Source organism: Lysobacter antibioticus HS124, assembly GCF_000336385.2.
GTDB classification, from domain to species: domain Bacteria; phylum Pseudomonadota; class Gammaproteobacteria; order Xanthomonadales; family Xanthomonadaceae; genus Lysobacter; species Lysobacter firmicutimachus.
Genome location: NZ_HG424531.1, coordinates 12,802 through 29,798, shown reverse-complemented (window position 1 = coordinate 29,798; position 16,997 = coordinate 12,802). Strand labels below are relative to the sequence as shown.

At 69.2% G+C, this 16,997-nt stretch carries 14 protein-coding genes; 3 read left to right on the top strand and 11 right to left on the bottom strand.

Translation table 11 applies throughout. From position 1 onward, the window contains the following. Nucleotides 1–138: 138 nt before the first annotated feature. Nucleotides 139–522: a GtrA family protein gene (locus TX83_RS15945; RefSeq protein WP_064748957.1), complete on the bottom strand. Its 384-nt coding sequence runs from the start codon at nucleotides 520–522 to the stop codon at nucleotides 139–141. Nucleotides 523–653: 131 nt separating this feature from the next. Here TX83_RS15945 and TX83_RS15940 point away from each other — a divergent pair, with 131 nt between their 5' ends. Then, nucleotides 654–1,577 (top strand): glycosyltransferase, encoded by a 924-nt coding sequence (locus TX83_RS15940; protein WP_087960743.1) that lies wholly within the window; start codon nucleotides 654–656, stop codon nucleotides 1,575–1,577. Here the strand turns inward: TX83_RS15940 and TX83_RS15935 are convergent. Continuing rightward, nucleotides 1,543–3,126 carry a glycosyltransferase 87 family protein gene (locus tag TX83_RS15935; protein WP_141233529.1) on the bottom strand — a complete coding sequence of 528 codons (1,584 nt, stop codon included), beginning with the start codon at nucleotides 3,124–3,126 and terminating at the stop codon, nucleotides 1,543–1,545. The two genes, TX83_RS15940 and TX83_RS15935, sit on opposite strands and share 35 nt — an antisense overlap. A gap of 90 nt (nucleotides 3,127–3,216) precedes the next feature. Between TX83_RS15935 and glmU the strand changes: the two genes are divergently transcribed. Both glmU and TX83_RS15925 read left to right on the top strand, forming a co-directional pair. Then, nucleotides 3,217–4,581, top strand: a complete 1,365-nt coding sequence (gene glmU / locus TX83_RS15930; RefSeq protein ID WP_064748954.1) for a bifunctional UDP-N-acetylglucosamine diphosphorylase/glucosamine-1-phosphate N-acetyltransferase GlmU — start codon at nucleotides 3,217–3,219, stop codon at nucleotides 4,579–4,581. Nucleotides 4,582–4,694: 113 nt separating this feature from the next. Next, nucleotides 4,695–5,672 (top strand): right-handed parallel beta-helix repeat-containing protein, encoded by a 978-nt coding sequence (locus tag TX83_RS15925; RefSeq protein ID WP_075575198.1) that lies wholly within the window; start codon nucleotides 4,695–4,697, stop codon nucleotides 5,670–5,672. 278 nt (nucleotides 5,673–5,950) lie between these two features. Here TX83_RS15925 and TX83_RS15920 read toward each other — a convergent pair whose 3' ends face one another. The 9 genes from TX83_RS15920 to TX83_RS15880 form a co-directional block, all read right to left on the bottom strand. Further along, complete coding sequence (locus TX83_RS15920; RefSeq protein WP_064748953.1) at nucleotides 5,951–6,781, bottom strand: glycosyl hydrolase family 18 protein; 831 nt, start codon at nucleotides 6,779–6,781, stop codon at nucleotides 5,951–5,953. A 501-nt stretch (nucleotides 6,782–7,282) separates the two neighbouring features. Further along, nucleotides 7,283–8,587, bottom strand: a complete 1,305-nt coding sequence (locus TX83_RS15915) for a sensor histidine kinase (RefSeq protein WP_064748952.1) — start codon at nucleotides 8,585–8,587, stop codon at nucleotides 7,283–7,285. A gap of 10 nt (nucleotides 8,588–8,597) precedes the next feature. Then, complete coding sequence (locus tag TX83_RS15910) at nucleotides 8,598–9,956, bottom strand: sigma-54-dependent transcriptional regulator (RefSeq protein WP_064748951.1); 1,359 nt, start codon at nucleotides 9,954–9,956, stop codon at nucleotides 8,598–8,600. A 114-nt stretch (nucleotides 9,957–10,070) separates the two neighbouring features. Further along, nucleotides 10,071–11,933 (bottom strand): DUF885 domain-containing protein, encoded by a 1,863-nt coding sequence (locus tag TX83_RS15905; protein ID WP_079248260.1) that lies wholly within the window; start codon nucleotides 11,931–11,933, stop codon nucleotides 10,071–10,073. A 137-nt stretch (nucleotides 11,934–12,070) separates the two neighbouring features. Then, nucleotides 12,071–13,294: an ABC transporter permease gene (locus TX83_RS15900; protein WP_064748950.1), complete on the bottom strand. Its 1,224-nt coding sequence runs from the start codon at nucleotides 13,292–13,294 to the stop codon at nucleotides 12,071–12,073. Nucleotides 13,295–13,360: 66 nt separating this feature from the next. Further along, the gene (locus TX83_RS15895; protein ID WP_064748949.1) at nucleotides 13,361–14,671 is read right to left on the bottom strand and encodes an ABC transporter permease; all 1,311 of its coding nucleotides are present in this window, start codon (nucleotides 14,669–14,671) and stop codon (nucleotides 13,361–13,363) included. 10 nt (nucleotides 14,672–14,681) lie between these two features. After that, entirely contained in the window at nucleotides 14,682–15,410 is a 729-nt protein-coding gene (locus tag TX83_RS15890; RefSeq protein ID WP_064748948.1) for an ABC transporter ATP-binding protein, read from the bottom strand. A 40-nt stretch (nucleotides 15,411–15,450) separates the two neighbouring features. Then, on the bottom strand, nucleotides 15,451–15,663 hold the full coding sequence (locus TX83_RS15885; protein WP_141233527.1) for a hypothetical protein: 213 nt from the start codon (nucleotides 15,661–15,663) through the stop codon (nucleotides 15,451–15,453). Nucleotides 15,664–15,665: 2 nt separating this feature from the next. Then, a complete protein-coding gene (locus TX83_RS15880; protein ID WP_064748946.1) occupies nucleotides 15,666–16,943 on the bottom strand; it encodes an efflux RND transporter periplasmic adaptor subunit in 1,278 nt (425 codons plus the stop codon). Between the last annotated feature and the right edge of the window lie 54 nt (nucleotides 16,944–16,997).

The window sequence follows — 16,997 nt, the reverse complement described above, 5'->3', positions numbered from 1 at the left end:
GCCCGATGCGAAAACGCCGGCCCCGCGCCGGCGTTTTCGTTTCTGCGTGGCGCGTCCGCGCCCTGTAGGAGCGGGTCAGCCGCGAGCGCAATCCGGTGCGATCGCGGTGCCGGCGGTCAGCCGCTACGTCCGCGAACCTCAGCGCCGATACACCCAATGGCGCGAGATCAGGAAACCGACGCCGCCGAGGACGATTTCGATCAAGGGCTTGGCCAGCCAGGTCCATCGGAGCCCGGCGTAGTCGTCGACCGTGCCTACCGCCCAGGTGCTGACCAGGGTGGTGCCGATCCACATGGTCACGAAGCGGCCGAACTGGCGCCGTCCCACCGTGGTGTCGTCGCCGGCGAAGGTGAAGCGGCCGTTGAGCCAGAACCCGAGCATGGCGCCGCTGATGCGTCCGGCCAAGTTGGCGGCCTCCACCGGCATGCCCAGGTGGCTGAGCCCGACCATGACGCCCCAGTCGAGGACGTACTGCAGGGCGCCGAAGATGAGGTAGTTGCGGCCCTGGCGGGTCAGGCTCATGCGCGACGGCCCTCGCGCGAGGCGAAGGGGGCGGAGCGTACGGCAGCGGACTGGGAACCGGGCATTCGCGCATTCTAGCCACACGACCCTGTACCATCGCGCCCAATCCCATGGCCTCCCGGAGCGGCGGTTTGCGCAGCGCGGTCCTGATCCCTTGCTACAACGAAGCCAAAACGGTGGCCAAGGTGGTCGCCGATTTTCGCCGCGCGCTGCCCGATGCCGAGATCTGGGTGTTCGACAACGCCAGTAGCGACGACACCGCCGCGCTGGCGCTTGGCGCCGGCGCGCGGGTGCGGCGGGTGCCGGCCAAGGGCAAGGGCAACGTGGTGCGGACCATGTTCCGAGAGGTCGAGGCCGACGTGTACCTGATGGTGGACGGCGACGACACCTATCCGGCCGAACACGCCTTGGCCCTGCTCGAGGATGTGATCGAAGGCCGCGCCGACATGGTCGTCGGCACCCGCCTGGAACAGCACGATTCGGATTCGTTCCGGCGCTTCCACGGCTTCGGTAACAAGCTGGTGCGTTGGAGCATCGGCCGCCTGTTCGGCCAACCGGTGCGCGACGTGCTGTCGGGCTATCGCGCGTTCTCGCGCCGTTTCGTCAAGTCGATGCCGGTGCTGTCGCGCGGTTTCGAGATCGAAACCGAAATGACCGTGTTCGCGATGGCCAACGCCTTCGTGCTCAGCGAGCGCACCGTGCCCTACGGCGTGCGCCCGGAAGGCAGCGAGTCCAAGCTCAACACCTTTCGCGACGGCTTCCGGGTACTGCGCACCATCGGCTTTCTGTTCAAGGACCTGCGCCCGCTGCTGTTCTTCGGCACCGCCGCGCTGCTGGCGGCGCTGGCCAGCGTCGGCTTCGGCGCTTTCGTGGTCCACGAGTACAGCCTCACCGGCGCGGTCACTCATCCTTCGACCGCGGTGCTCGCCGCGGCCTTGGCGCTGACCGCGTTCATCCTGCTGGCCACCGGCCTGATCCTGGACACGGTCAACCGGCGTTCGAACGAGATCCTGCGCCTGATCACCGACCAGGTGGTGCGTTACAAATCGGAGTGAACGGCTCGCGCCGCAGCGGGCACAGCTCCAATCGCGCCAGGCTGTCTTCGATCGGACGGCAAGCGCCGTCCAGGTGCAGCCCATACAGGCTCATGCGCTGCGCGGCGATCGCATCGACCGCCACTGGACGCAGCAGCCACAGCGGCCCCGGATGCGTCGCGATGCCGTGCTCGACCTGTCGTTGCAGGCGCGTGCAGCGCTGCGGGTCCATGAAGTTGTTGCGGATCGCGTACAGCGGCACCTCGCGCGGCAGGAACGCGGCGGCGTGGCCGATCGGTTCCTCGGTGCTGGACACGATCAGGCTGCCGGGCGGCAGCGCGGGGAAGGCGACCGAAATCATCGGCGTGCGGAACGGATCGCGGCCCCAGCCGGGATGCTTGGTCGGCGCGATCGCGAGCAACGCGCCGAGCACGAGGGCGGTACGGGTCCAGCGCCGCGCGAACGCCTGCGACAGCAGGCCGACGATCAGCAGCGAGCACAGCAGCTCCAGCGGCAGCAGATAGCGGTAGATGCTGTAGACGCCGAGCCAGAACGCGTAGCTGGTCAGGACGAAGCCCAGCAGCGGCCAACGCAGCGCCCGCGCCGCGCTTTGCGCGCTGTCCGCGGATTCCGCCGCGCCATCGCGGCGGCGCCCCGCCCACAGCCAGCCGGCGAGCGCGGCGAAGCCGAGCAGCAGGCGCGCGTCGGCCAGCGAGGCCTCGGAGAAATCGTTGCTCTTGCGCAGCAGGCGCAACGGCACGTTCAACGCGTCCCAGGCGGTCTGCGGCAGGAAGCGCAGGTCGCGCCGATCTTCGAACAGCGCGTCGGGCGAATGGAACCAGTGATTGAAATAGGGAAACAGCGGATTGCCGTGGTGCTGCCATAGATACCAGCCCCATGGCCCCCAACTCAGCGCGGCGCCGATGAGTCCGCCCACGGCCAGCGCGCACAGCCGCGCCGGCGCCTGCCGCCAGGGCCCGGCCAGCGCCGCGGCGGCGACGAAGCCCAGGCAGTACATCGCCGCCGTCAGCTTCAGCCCGGCGGCGAGTCCGCCGAGCAGGCCGATCGGCAGCCAGGTCTTCCAGGCGCCGCGGCGCGACTGCGAATCGGCCATCCACCACAGGCCGCCGAGTACGAAAGCGGCGACGATGTGGTCGTTGAAGGTCGCCGCCGCGCCCGGATAGACCGCCGCGCCGGTGATCGCGACCAAGCCGGCCATCCAAGTGCGCAGCGGGCTGCGCTGCGCCGGCCACAGGCGGTCGAGCAGGCGCAAGCCGAACGACAGGGCGAGGAAGGTCGGCAGCGCCAGCCATAGCGACACCAGCCAACCGCCCGCGCCGGCGCGCACCAGCAACGCGAACGGCAGATCGGCGATGGGGTTGTGCCAGGTCTGCATCTGCGCCGCGGCGATGTCGGTCTGCAGCCGACCGTCCAGCCATGCCAACGGCGTATACAAATGATAGTTACGCAGGTCCCAGTTCGCGTCCTGGCGCTGCACCAGGGCTGCGAGCAGGGTGAAGAACAGGGCCACGGCGGCGGCGGGGCGCCAGGAAACTCGCTCAGCGGACATGCAGGGTCCCGCAATCGACAGTTGCTAAGATTCGGCCCGGGCGCGGCATGCGCGTCAAGGAATCGGACATTCTCGATGGCTCGTGATTCGATGAACCAGTTGCATATCGTCATCCTCGCCGCGGGCGAGGGCAAGCGGATGAAGTCGGCCACCGCCAAGGTGCTGCAGAAGATCGCCGGGCGGCCGATGCTGGCGCACGTGATCGACACCGCGCGCGCGCTGAACCCGGCCGGCATTCATGTGGTCTACGGCCACGGCGGCGAGCAGGTGCGGGCCGCGTTCGCCGGCCAGGACGACCTGTCCTGGGCCGAACAGAGCGAACGCCTGGGCACCGGCCATGCGGTGCAGCAGGCGATGCCGGACGTGCCGCAGGACGCGCGCGTGCTGATCCTGTACGGCGATGTGCCGCTGATCGCGCCGAACACCCTGCAACGCCTGCTCGCGGCACCGGGGCGGATCGCGGTGCTGGTCGCCGATCTCGACGACCCGACCGGTTACGGCCGCATCGTGCGCGATCCGGAAGGCCGGGTCGGCCGCATCGTCGAGCACAAGGACGCCGATGAGGAGCAGCGCGCGATCCGCACCGTCAACACCGGCATCCTGGTCGCCGACGGCGAACCGCTGCGGCGCTGGCTGGAGCGCCTGGGCAACGACAACGCCCAGGGCGAGTACTACCTGACCGACGTGTTCGGCTCGGCCGCGGCCGAGTACACCGCGGCCGAGATGGTCCACGTCGACGACCCGATCGAGGTCGAAGGCGCCAACGATCCCTGGCAGCTGGCCCAGCTCGAGCGCGCGTTCCAGCGCCGCGCCGCGCGTGCGTTGTGCGTGCAGGGCGCGCGCCTGGCCGATCCCGCGCGCTACGACCAGCGCGGCACGGTGACGGTCGGGCGCGATGTCGAGATCGATGTCGACGTGGTCCTCGAAGGCACGGTCGAACTCGGCGACGGCGTGCGCATCGGTCCGTTCAGCCGGCTCAAGGACGTGCGCCTGGGCGCCGGCACCGAAGTGCGCGCGCATTGCGATCTCGACGGCGTGGTGGTCGAGGGCGCCGCGCAGATCGGCCCGTATTCGCGCCTGCGTCCGGGCACGGTGCTGGCCGACGGCGCCCACGTCGGCAACTTCGTCGAGACCAAGAACGCTCGGGTCGGCGTCGGCAGCAAGGCCAACCATCTGACCTACCTCGGCGACGCGGTGATCGGCGCCGGGGTCAACGTCGGCGCCGGCACCATCACCTGCAACTACGATGGGGTCAACAAGTCGGTGACCACGATCGAGGACGGCGCCTTCATCGGTTCCAACGCTTCGCTGGTGGCGCCGGTGACGATCGGCAAGGACGCGACCATCGCCGCCGGTTCGGTCATCACCCGCACGGCGCCGGCCGGCGAACTGACCGTGGCGCGCGCGCGCCAGGCCACGGTCGAAGGCTGGAAGCGCCCGGTCAAGAAGAAGTAAGCGCGACGCCACGGAACGCGCCGGAGCGGCGCGTTCCGTGATGCGCGGCACCGCAGCGCGCGCGACGCGCGCGCTAGCCTGCCCTGGCGCGGGGGACGCGCGGGGGCCGACCGATGATCACCAGGCTCGCCGGCGCGACGCTGGCCGCAGTCGCCTTGCTGTGCGCGCCGCCGGCGCAGGCGGTGTTCCGCCTGTACCTGGCGGCCGACGGCGACGACGCCCGCGACGGACGCAGCGCCGCGACCGCGATCCGCACGCTGGCCCGCGCCGACCGGCTGCTGCAAGCCCATGCGCCGCGCGAGGACATCGAGATAAGGATCGCGCCGGGGACCTACCGCGGCCAACAGGTCCTATGGACGTACTTGAACGGTCACCGCATCAGCTTCCTGCCGACACCCGGCGCGGGCGCGCGGCCGGTGTTCGATGGCGGCGGCAGCGCCGGCACCTGGTTCGAGCTGCGCAGCGCCGCCGGCGCGTCGAAACTGCAGTTCCGCTATCTGACCGTGACCAACTACTGGCTCGGCATCGATCTGGTCGGCGACCGCAACGACCCGGCCGGCGGCTGGAACGGCTACAACGAAGTGCGCAACCTGCGCTTCGTCCGCATCGGCGGCCGCTACGGCGCGGGTCCGGCGCCGTACTCGTACGCGGCGGTGCGGCTGATCAATTCGCGCTACAACGGCTTGTACGACAATCACTTCGAGTCGATCGAGAATCCCAGCGAGTACTCGGGCTATCTGCACGCGATCTACCTCGCCCACGGCGCCAGCGCCAACCGGATCGAACGCAACCGTTTCGTCGCGGTCAACGGCGACGCGATCCGCACCCGCGACGGCGCCGACGCCAACCGGATGGCCGACAACGTCTTCGACCGGGCCGGAAAGCGCGCGGCTTACTCGGATTGGTACTGCATCGAGCGCTGCACCCTGCCGCGGCCGGAATGCCCCTCGGCCGGCAACGTGTTCCGCGACAACCGGGTGGGCGATGGCTACTACGGCGCGGTCCCGTCGACGCTGCTGTTCGGCGCCGACGATGCCTGTGGTGCCTTGGCCGAGCCGCGGCTGATCGAATCCGGGACGGTGCGCGACTAGGCCAGTCGGGGCGGTCGCGACGGAGCGGGGGGCCTAATCCGCGCGTGGAAGACGCAGGGCGAACTTCGTGCGGTGCAGGCGCGCTCCGCTTTTCCGCTTCCAGCCGCTTTGCGCGCGCGTCGGGCAGAGACCTGTAAAACCTGTCCGGGCGCCCTGGGCCCCCGCTCGCGCGGGATGACGGCGAAAGGGCTGCGCGCGAGGCAGGCAACCGCTTCGCCCGCGCCGCTTCGCCCGTCATGCCCGCGCAAGCGGACCTCCGGGGGTTTCAGTGTGCTGCCTCAAGGCATGTATTCGACCGACTCGGTGGCGCCGGCCTGGGCTTTGACGATCTCGGTGTAGTACTGCGCCGCCGCGGTCCGGTCGAGGAAGGCGTTCGGCGCCCAGATCATCACGCCCTGGTAGCCGCCGTTGGCGACGCTCTGGGCGATCGACCGCGCCTGCGAGGCCGAGCTGAATTCCGGCGAGATGCCGAGGAACAAGCTGCTCTTGGCCATGCCGTAGCCGACGTACGGGGCCAAGTAACCGACGCTGCCGGCGTAGGTCATCTCGTAGCCTTCGGTCAGCTGATTGGCGGCGTTGTAGGGCGAGCGGAAGTACTGCGAGTCCGACCACAGCGCCTTGCTCAGGGTCTTGCCGCCGAAGTAGGGGTGGGCGCGGATCGCCTTGAGTACGGCATAGAACGAACTCGCGCTGCCCGAGCATGTCGAGTATTCGTCGTCGACGCTGATGCCGTCGAGCCCGTACTTGATCACGTCGGCGACCATCGCGTTGGCGAGCCTGGTCGCGGTCCTGGAGGTCATGTTGCACGACCAGCCGGCGTTCTGATGATTGCCCAGGTACGAGATCTGCACCTTGATCCCGTTGTTCTGCAACTGGCGGACGGCGTCGATGTTCTGATTCAGGATCGTGCTCATCTCCGTGTTGTAGTAGAGCACGGGCGTATTGGGCGTGCTGCCGTTGATGTTGGCGGCGAACAGCACCAGATCGGAAAAGAACGGTTTGCCCGTGCTCTTCACGCGATAGTGGGCGATGTCCTTGACGTCCTGCGGCGAAGGATTGTTGAGGAAAACGACGTTGCGCGCTGCGCACGCGCCGAAACTGGCGAGCATTGCCATTAGACCGAGAGCCAAAAGCGTAGATTTGCGAAGCATTGGCGAATCTCCTCTTCCATTGTTTGGAAAAACAGCTCGATTGGCGGACGCGAAACGATCGTCGAACGCGCACGTCCACGCCAGAAACGAAGCGCAGGGCGTTTCACCCTACGGTTCGCGCGGCGGAATTCGTGCGGGAGTTGGTTGCGATGCGTATCGCCGCGCAAGCGTGGGTCAAGCGCCGCGCCAAGACCATGCGCTCGTTCGCGAATCGGCGAGTCCGCGCTCGGCAATCGCGGTAGACGCGAACCGGGAGCGGAAAGTCGAGCCGGCCCGCCAGGCGTCGGCACGATGGCAACCGATGCGCGCGCATCGGAGCCGGATCGGCCACGGCGTGGCGCAGACGATTGGTTCGCGCCGGCTCGCTGCGCACCGTAGCAGCGGCGGCGGAGCCATCGCGGCTGCGGCTGCGATCGGCTCGGCCAGGCAATGCGCGCACGCGCGGCGCGGGCGAGCGTTTCAGTCCGGCAGCACCATCGACACGCATAGCCCGCCGCCCTGGCGGTTGAGCAGGGCGATGCGGCCGCCATGGGCTTCGGCGATCTCGCGCGCCAGCGCCAGTCCCAGGCCGGTGCCGTTGCGCTTGGTCGAATAGAACGGCAGCAGGGCGTTGGCGAGCACGGCATCGTTCATGCCGCTGCCGCGGTCGAGCACGTCGATGCGCCAGGCGTCCTGGACCCGACGCAGCTGCAGCCGCACTTCGTCCGGCGCCGAGCCCGATTCGTGCGCGTTCTTGAGCAGATTGATCAGGCTCTGTTCGAGCTGGGCCGCGTCGACTCGGGCCACCGCTTCGCCGGGCACACCGTCGTAGACGAAGGCGACCTGACTGCGCAGTTGTTCGATGAACCGCGACCACTCGATCGGTTGCAGCCGCGGCGCCGGCAGCTTGGCGAAGCGGGCGTAGTCGCGGATGAAGCCTTCCAGGTGGCGCGCGCGCTCTTCGATGGTCTGCAGCGCGGTCGGCAGGCGTTCGTGCTGGCCGCGCCGCAGCAGTTCGGCGCCGGAATGGGCCAGCGAGGCGATCGGCGCCAGCGAATTGTTGAGCTCGTGGCTGATCACCCGGATCACTTTCTTCCAGGTCTGCACTTCCTGCCGGCGCAGCTCGGCGGTGAGCTGACGCAGCAACACCAATTCGTGGGCGCGGCCGTTGAGACGGAAGATGCGCCGCGACAGGTGATAGATCTCTTCGTTCTCGATGTCGCCGACGCTGAACATGCCGTCGCCGCCGCGCTCGAAGGCCTCCTGCATCGGCCACGGCGCGCGCGCCAGCAGTTCGGCGAAATCCTGGCCCTCCAGGCGCCGGCCTTCGCCGAGCATCTTGCGCGCGGCGAGATTGCCGTGAACGATGCGCCGGCTCGGATCGACCAGCAGCATCGCCACCGGCGTGTTCTGGACCATGGTGTCGAGCAGCAGCTCGCGCTGGACCAGGCTCAGGCGCTGCTCGCGCAGCGCATCGCCGAGGCGGTTGTGGCTGGCGACCAGTTCGCCCAGGTCGCCGCCGCCGGTCCAGTGGAAGCTGATCGAATAGTCGCCGTCGCGGTAGCTGGCCACCGAGCCGGCGAGCGCGCGGAACAGCGAATTCATCGGCGCGAACGCGCGCCGCACGTGGTAGATCAGCAGCGGCGCCAGTATCGCGAGCACGATGGCCAGCGCCAGCCAGCGATTGGACAGATAGCCCGACAGCCACAAGGTCGCGGCCGCGCCCGCGGCAAGGTAGATCAGCGCGATCGCGGCGAAGACCAGGCTCAGGGACGGACGGCGCATGCGGGCGGCCTCAGTCGCGCCGGATGCCGAGGCGGTCGAGGCGGCGATACAGCGCTTGCCGCGACAGGCCCAGTTCGCTCGCGGCCTGCGCCAGCACGCCGCCGGCGCGCTCCAGCGCAGCCTCGATCGCCGCGCGATCGGGTTCGTCGGCAGCGCCGTTGCCGGTCGCGCCGGACGCCGGCAACGGCAGGCCGAGATCGGTCGCGCCGATGATCTGGCTGCGCGCCAGCAGGGCGGCACGCTGCAACGTGTTGCGCAATTCGCGCACGTTGCCCGGCCAGGCGTGGGCGAGCAGGGCCTGTTCGGCGTCCTCGCCCAGTCGCTTGCCGGACCCGAGCGGGTTGGCCTGGAGGAAATGCCGCGCTAAAGGCAGTACGTCGTCGCGGCGCTCGGCCAGCGGCGGAATGTCGATCTGGATCGTATTGAGTCGGTAGTACAGGTCTTCGCGGAAGCGGCCATCGCGGATCATCGCCGGCAGATCGGCGTTGGTCGCGCTGATCACGCGCACGCTGACTTGGCGCTCCCGGTTGGAACCCAGGCGTTCGAAGCGTCCGGTTTCGAGTACGCGCAACAGCTTCATCTGTCCGGCCGGCGGCAGGTTGCCGATCTCGTCGAGGAACAGGGTGCCGCCGTCGGCGGCCTCGAATTTTCCTTCGCGCGACCGGTTGGCGCCGGTGTAGGCGCCGGCGTCGGCGCCGAACAATTCGGCCTCGATCAGCTCGGTAGGCATCGCGCCGCAGTTGAGGGTGACGAAGGGACCGGACTTCACCGCCGAATTGGCCTGCACGATTTCGGCGATCTTCTCTTTGCCGGCGCCATTGGGGCCGGTGATCAGCACCGGTACGTCGGCGCGCGCGACCTGACCGGCCAACTCGATCACCGCGGCCAGGCGTTCGGAGCCGAACACCAGCCCGCGCAGGTCGAAACGCGCTTCCAGGTCGCGGTGGCGCTTGCGCCGCTGCTCGTGCAGGCGCGAGACCTCGCGGGTGCTGGCGCCGAGTTCGAGCAGGTTTTCGACGCTGGCGAGCAGCTTCTGGTCGTCCCAGGGCTTGGCCAGGTAGTCGGCGGCGCCGGCCTTGGCCAAGTCGACCGCGATGTCCAGATGGGTCCAGGCGGTCAGCAGGATGATCGGCAGGTCGGGATGGCGCGTGCGGATCGCCCGGAACAGGGCCACGCCTTCCTGGCCGGACGTGGTGTCGGCGCTGAAGTTCATGTCCTGCAGCACCAGGCCGACGTCTTCGCGCGCCAGCAACGCCAGGCCTTCCTCAGGCGATTGCGCGGCGATCACCCGAATCTCGCGCAGGCCGAACAGCAGGTCCAGAGCGGTGGCGACCGCGGGGTTGTCGTCGATGACCAAGACCGTGCGCATCGGGATTCCATTGTGCGTGCGACGGCGCGAAACCGCGCCGCCGTAGTGCGTGGAGTATGCCAGCGTCGCCCATGGCGGGCGAACGCCGGTCTTGCCCGGAGCTCGACCGGGCGCTTACTTGGCCGCGTCGTGCGCGTTGCCGTGCGGTCGGTTCGCGGCGATCCAGCGCCCGATCCGAGCGTCCAGTTCGTCCAGCGGCAGCGCGCCGCCGCCGAGCACTTGGTCGTGGAAAGCGCGGATGTCGAAGCGCTCGCCGAGTTCGCGTTCGGAACGGGCGCGCAGCTCGCGGATCTTCAACTGCCCCATCTTGTAGGCCAGGGCCTGGCCCGGCCAGGCGATGTAGCGGTCGGTCTCGGCCTGGATGTTGGGCTCCTCCATGTCGGAGTGATCGCGCATCCATTGCACCACCTGCTCGCGGTTCCAGCGCTTGTGGTGGATGCCGGTGTCGAGCACCAGCCGGTTGGCGCGCACCAGCTCCTGCGAGAGCCGGCCGAAATCGCTGTAGGGGTCCTGGTAGAAACCGATCTCCTTGCCCAGGTCTTCCGAGTACAGGCCCCAGCCTTCGATGAAGGCCAACTGCCCGGTCAGGGTACGGAACTTGGGCAGCGCCGGCAGCGCGCGGGTGATCGAAGATTGCAGGTGATGGCCCGGCACGCCCTCGTGATAGGCGATGGCCTCGATGGTGCCGAGCAGGCGCTGCTCCGGTTCGCCGGTGTTGACCGTGATCAGGCCCGGGCGCGCGCCGTCCGGCGTGCCGGGCATGTATTGCGCGGCCGAGGCCTCTTTCTCGCGCCAGGCCTCCACCGCCTGCACCTGCACGCGGGTCTGCGGCAGGGTGCCGAACAGCTCCGGCAGGCGCTGTTCCATCTTGGCCAGGTAGCCGCGATACAGCTCGAGGATCTGCTCGCGCGACTGCGCGTGCCGGGCCGGGTCGCGGCCCATGCGCTCGCGCGCCGTTTTCAGGTCGGCATACCCCAGCTCGCGCACGATCCGGGTCTGCTCGCGTTCGATCCTTTCGACTTCGCTCAGGCCCAGGGCGTGGATCTGCTCCGCGCTCAGCGACGAGCCGGTGAATTGCTCGATCTGGTAGCGGTAGTAGGCATCGCCGTTCGGCAGCGACCACACGCCGTACTCGCTGCGGCCTTGCGGCGCATATTCCTTGGCGACGAATTCGGCCAGGCGGCGATAGGCCGGGCGCACTTCGCCGTCGACGACCTCCAGGATCTGCTTGCGCAGGCGCTCGCGCTCGGCCTGCGGCACGCTGGCCGGGAACTTGTTCAGCGAGGCGGCGAAAACGCTGTTCTCGCCGGCCGCGTCGGCGATGCCGTTGCACTGGCCGACGATCTTCTCCAGCAGGTAGCGCGGCGGCATCAGGCCTTCGCGCGCGCCTTGGCGCGCGACTTCGGTGACCTGGTCGAGGATGCGCGGGATCGCGCGCAGCCGGACCAGATAGTCGTCGTACTGGCGGGTATCGTTGAAGGGAAAGGCTTTGACGATGATGGTCAGGAACAGGTGGCTGCCGTTGAACTGGTCCAGCGGCATCAGATGGCTCTTGATCGCGTAGGACTGCAGGTCGTTCTCGATCCAGCGCACCAGCAGACGGTGGTTGAGCAGATCGGCCTCGGCGAAGCCGCGAGTGTCGACCGCGCGAACCCGTTGCAGCATGTCGCGGCCGAAGGCCTGGCGGCGTTCGGCCCCGGCCAGGGAGAAGTCGCTCCACTGGGTGTTGTAGCGATAGTCGCCGAAGAAGCTGGCCTGTTCCGGCAACAGACGCAGCATGCCCTCCCAATGCTCGTCGATCAGGGCGTTGAAGGCGCGGGTGCGGGCGGCGACGTCGTCGACGGCCGCGGTCCGCGATGCCGCGGCCGGCGCGGTTTCTGCGGCGTGCGCGACGCCGCCCGCGAGCAAGGCGAGCACGGTGAATGCCAGCGCGCTGTGGCGCAGGCGAGAACGAGGACGCGGGGCGATCGGACTCATGGCGGGCTCCGTGGCGAAAGAAGGCGGGGCGGCGCAGGCGCGCCGTTGCCGAGCGCCCGGCGCCAGGCCGGGCGAAGGAAGGAACAGTGTGGCGGGGGCGGAGGGGGTGAGTGCGCTCGCCCCCTCTGTCCCTGAGCTCAGGCCGAACGCGTCGCCAATGCCGGCGGCACCATCGCCGCGCGCCGCGCCGGTCCGTACACCGCGAGCTGGCCGAGCAGCCACAGGCACAGCGCGCCGACCGGCAGGTACCAACCCGGCAGCCGCGGCAGCTCGTACAGTTTCATCAGGCCCAGATTGATCGCGAACGCCAGGGCCATGCCCAGGGCGATGCCGATCGTGGTCAGCAGGAAGTTCTCGGTCTGGAAGTAGCGCAGGATCTGGCCGCGGGTGGCGCCCAGCGCGCGGCGCACGCCGATCTGCTTGGTGCGCTGCTGGACCCAGAAGCTGGCCAGGCCGACGATGCCGAGCGCGGTCACGATCAGCAGGGCCAGGATCACCCCCGACAGCAGCCAGGCCATGGCGCGGTCCTGGCGGTAATACTCTTCGCGGATCTCGGCGAAGGTGTTCTCCTTCAGCACCACCCGGCCCGGACGGACGCGCTGCAGCTCCGCGACCGCGGCCTTGAGCACTTCCGCGCGCCGGCCCGGTTCGGTGGCGATCAGATAGTTGGACCAGCTCCAATGCGGGCGGACCGGAAAGATCATCGAGTACTGGCCGTTGCCGTAGTCGTTGGGGCGCAGCAGTTCCTCGACCACGCCGATCACGGTGATCGGAGCGTTGCCCCAGCTGTAGAACTGCTTGCCGAGCGCCGTCGCCGGCGTGGCGCCCGGAAACAGGCGTTCGGCAAAGCGGCGGTTGACCACCGCCACCGCAATGCGGCCCTCGTCGAAGGACGCTTCGATCGTTTCCATGTTCTGGTATTCGCCGGGCAGGAAATCGCGCCCGGCGATCAGGCGCAGGCCCATGGTCTCGACCAGGTCCTCGCTGCCCAGGTAGACCGAGGCGTTGAAGCTGTTGTCCTTCTGGTCGGGGCTCATGCGCACGCCGCTGTTGCTGCTGGAGCCGCCGAGCGGAATTTGCGAGGCCGAAGCGGCGGAGATGACGCCGGGTACGCCGCGCAGTGTCTGCACGTCTTCCTGCACGCGCGCCGAATCGTTGCGGTTCTTGCCGGGACTGACCGTCTGGATGCGCAACAGGCGCTCTTCGGCGACCCCGGTGGGGCGGTCCATGCGTTCCAGGCGCTGCGAAATCAGATACACCGCGTTGCAGACGATGGCGCAGGCCAGCGCGATCTCCAGCACGATCAGCGCGGCGGCGGTCTTGTGCCGGCGCAGGGTGGAAAGAATGGGGCGGATGTCCATGGGGTGCTCCGTCGAGGCCGCCGGACGTCGCCGGCGGCGGTTCGTTTCTGGGTCGCGGCGCGCGCGTTACTGGGACTTGAGCTGGATCGCCGGCGTCACCTGGCAGGCGCGCCAAGCCGGCAGCAGCCCGGCCAGCACGCTGGCGCCGATCGACAGGGCGAAGGTGGTCAGCAGCATGGTCCCGTCCAGATGCGCGAGCTGTGCGTACTGGGCCGGGTTCTGCCGCACCGCCCACAGTCCGAGCAGGGCCAGGCCCAGGCCGAGCGCCGCGCCGGCCACGCCGAGCGTGCCGGACTCGACCAGGAACTGCAGGAAGATGTCGCGGCGCGAGGCGCCCAGGGCGCGGCGCACGCCGATCTCCGACGAACGCCGCAGGCACTTGGCCAGCAACAGGCCGACGGTGTTGATCAGGCACACCAGCAGGAAGCCGAACGCCAGCCAGACCTGCAGGCGCACGTCGTTGGGCACCACCTTGTTGTGCTCCAGGTGCTGCATGACATCGCGCAGGCGGGGGTTGGGCGGGCGCTGGAAGCGGCCGGCCTTGCGCTGCTGTTCGGAGTAGGCGCCCAGGTAGTCGCGGTAGGCGCCGGCCTGGGCCGGGTCCATTTGCGCCCAGTACTGCACCCAGGCGCAGGGCGCCGTGGCCGACAGTTGGTCGCCGCCGGAATCGGCCCAGCAGTTGCGGTTGCCGCTGTGTTCCAGGCCGATATCGCGTGCGGTCCAGAACGGCACGAACAGTTCTTCCGGCTCGCCGTAGCGCGACAGGTTGAGGTCGTAGAAGCGCGGCACCGGGCGCCAATCGTCGAGCACGCCGACGATGCGCAGGTCGACGTTCTCCACCCGCACCGTGCGGCCGACGCTGTTGCCGCCGCCGAACAGGGTCTGGTTGAGTTCGCGCGAAATCACCGCCACCCGGGCGCGGCCCTCGTCTTCGGTGCGGGTCCAGCCGCGGCCGTACTGGAACGGCGTGTCGAACAGGTCGAAGAAGCCTTCGCTGGTGTAGCGCGCCTCGCTGATCTTCGACGACTGGCCGCCAGCCGGGGTGACCACGACGTTGCCGCCGGACATCAGCGCCTGGCGCTCGGCGCGGCCTTCGCGCAGCAGGGCTTCGGCGTCGAAGCGGGTCAGCTGGGATTCGGGCTCCTCGCCGGGCTTGAAGCCGTGCAGGTCGGCGGCGTCGAGCTGAACATAGAACAGACGCTCGCTCTTGTCCGGAATGGGGTCGCCCGACAGCACGTGGAATACCGTCAGGGTGGTCATCGACGCGCCGATGCCGAGCGCGATCGCCAGCACCATCAGCGCGGTCAGGACGCGGTTGCGCTTGAAGCTGCGCAGGGCGAGTTGCAGGTAGTAAGCGAACTGGCTGTTGCCGGACATGGCGGCGGCCTCAGGCGGACAGGGCGTCGGCGATTTCGGCCGGCGCCGGGCTGCGGATCAGGCTGGGCTCGGCCTTCAGGTCGGTGGCCATGCCGTCGACGATGTGGACGTTGCGTTGCGCGCGCGCGGCCAGCTCCGGGTCGTGGGTGACCATGACGATCGTGGTGCCGGCGGCGTTGATCTCCTCCAACAGCTCCATGACCCCGCGCGCCATTTGCGAGTCGAGGTTGCCGGTGGGTTCGTCGGCGAGCAGCAGGCGCGGCGCGCCGGCCAGGGCGCGGGCGATCGCGGCGCGCTGTTGCTGGCCGCCGGACAGTTCGGCCGGGTAGTGCTTCATGCGCGAACCCAGGCCGACCTGGCTCAATGCCTGCTCGATGCGCTGCTTGCGTTCGGCGGCGGGCATGCGCCGGTAGCGCAGCGGCACGTCGCAGTTGTCGAACAGGTTGAGGTCGGGAATCAGGTTGAAGCTCTGGAAGATGAAACCGATCTTCTGGTTGCGCAGGCGCGACCGCGCATCGTCGGACAGGCCGCGCACGTCCTCGCCGTCCAGCCGGAACTCGCCGCCGGTGAAGGTTTCCAGCAAGCCGGCGATGTTGAGGAAGGTGGTCTTGCCCGAGCCGGACGGACCGGTCACCGCGACGAACTCGCCTTCGCCGACGTGCAGATCCAGCGAACGCAGCGCGTGCGTTTCCACGAGTTCGGTGCGGTAGACCTTGGTGACCTGGCGCATATCGAGCATGAAGGCGATTCCTGGAGGAGAGGTCTGGAGCGAAACGGGATCAGCGGACCGCGAACATCGGCAGCGACCGCGCCGCGGCGTAGCGCGCATTGCGCAGCGGCCGACGCGGTTCGGCGTTGGCGCTGCGCGCCGGGCCGGCGTCGCGGACCAGATCGAAGTTGATCAGCTGGTGCAGGCGCAGCGGCACGGCGTCGGTCAGCTGCTGCGGGTTCCAGGCCGGGACGGTAGCGCGGGTATCGTGCAGGGCGTACATGATCATTCTCCACTGATGCGGACCGCGTCCGCGTTGTCGAACTGGTCGCTGCCGGAGACGACGATGCGCTCGCCCGGCTGCAGGCCTTCGAGGATTTCCACGTGGCTCAGGCTGCTGGCGCCGGCGCGGATCGGGCGGCGCGAGGCGAGGCCGTCGGCGACCACATACGCGTAGCGGCCGCCGGACTGTTCCAGGAACGGGCCGCGCTCGACCGTCAGCACGTTGCGGCGGGTGTCGAGCACGATGCGCGCGCTCAGGCGCTGGTTCTGGCGCAGGCCGGACGGCTGACGATCGACGAAGCGCAGGCGGCTGACCACTTCGCCGCCGACGACTTCCGGCGACACCGCCGAGATCCGCGCCGGGAAGCTCTCGCCGCCGCCGCCGCCGATCTGCGCCGGCATACCGATCGCCAGTTCGCGGGCGAAGCTCTCCGGCACCTTGATTTCGACTTCGAACACGCCCAGGTCGACCACGCTGAGCACAGGCGCGTTGGCGGCGACGTTGGCGCGCTGGGCGACCTGGATCTGGCCGACCTGGCCGTCGAACGGCGCGCGCAGGGTCAGCGCGTCGACCTGACGCTGCGCCTCGGCGACGATCGCGCGCTGGCGATCGGCGAGCAGGCGCTTGTTGCGCGCATCCAGGCCGGCGCTGCGGCCCTGGCGGTCGAGGTCGCCGCGGGCATGATCCAGGCCGATGTCGGCCTTCTTGAGTTCGTCCTGGGCCTTGGCCACGTCGACCTTGGCCACCGCGCCGCCGTCGAAGGCGCGTTGGTAGCGTTCCAGGTCGCGCGCTGCGGCGATGCGGTCGACCTGGGCCTGGTCGAGTTCCTTGCGTGCGGTCGAGCGGGCCAGTTCGGCGGCCAGTTCGGCGCGGCTGGCCTCGGCTTCCAGGCCGGCCAGGGTGGCCTGTTCCTGGGCCAGCTTGCTGCGCAATTCGGGGCTGTCGATCTCGGCCAGCACCTGGCCGCGGCGGACCACGTCGCCGGCCACCACCTTGAGGTCGACCGAGCCGCCGGCGATCGCGTACAGGATCGGGCTGTTGGCGGCGATGACCCGGCCGTCGGCGGCGATGTCGCGGACCAGATCGCCGCGCTCGACTTCGGCGAAGCGCAGCCGCTCGGCCGCGATCGAGCGCCCGCCCGCGCTCCAGCCGGACAACAGCCAGGCGCCGGTGGTGAGTGCCAGCACGCCGGCGCCCGCGCCCAGCAGCCACGGCCGGCGCCATGCGGCGGCGGTCGGGGCGACGCGGTGGTCCTGCGCAGAAGTGTCGCGGATGCTCATTTCGATGCGGCTCGATCCGGATGTCTGGGCTTAACCCAAGCACAACCCGTGCCA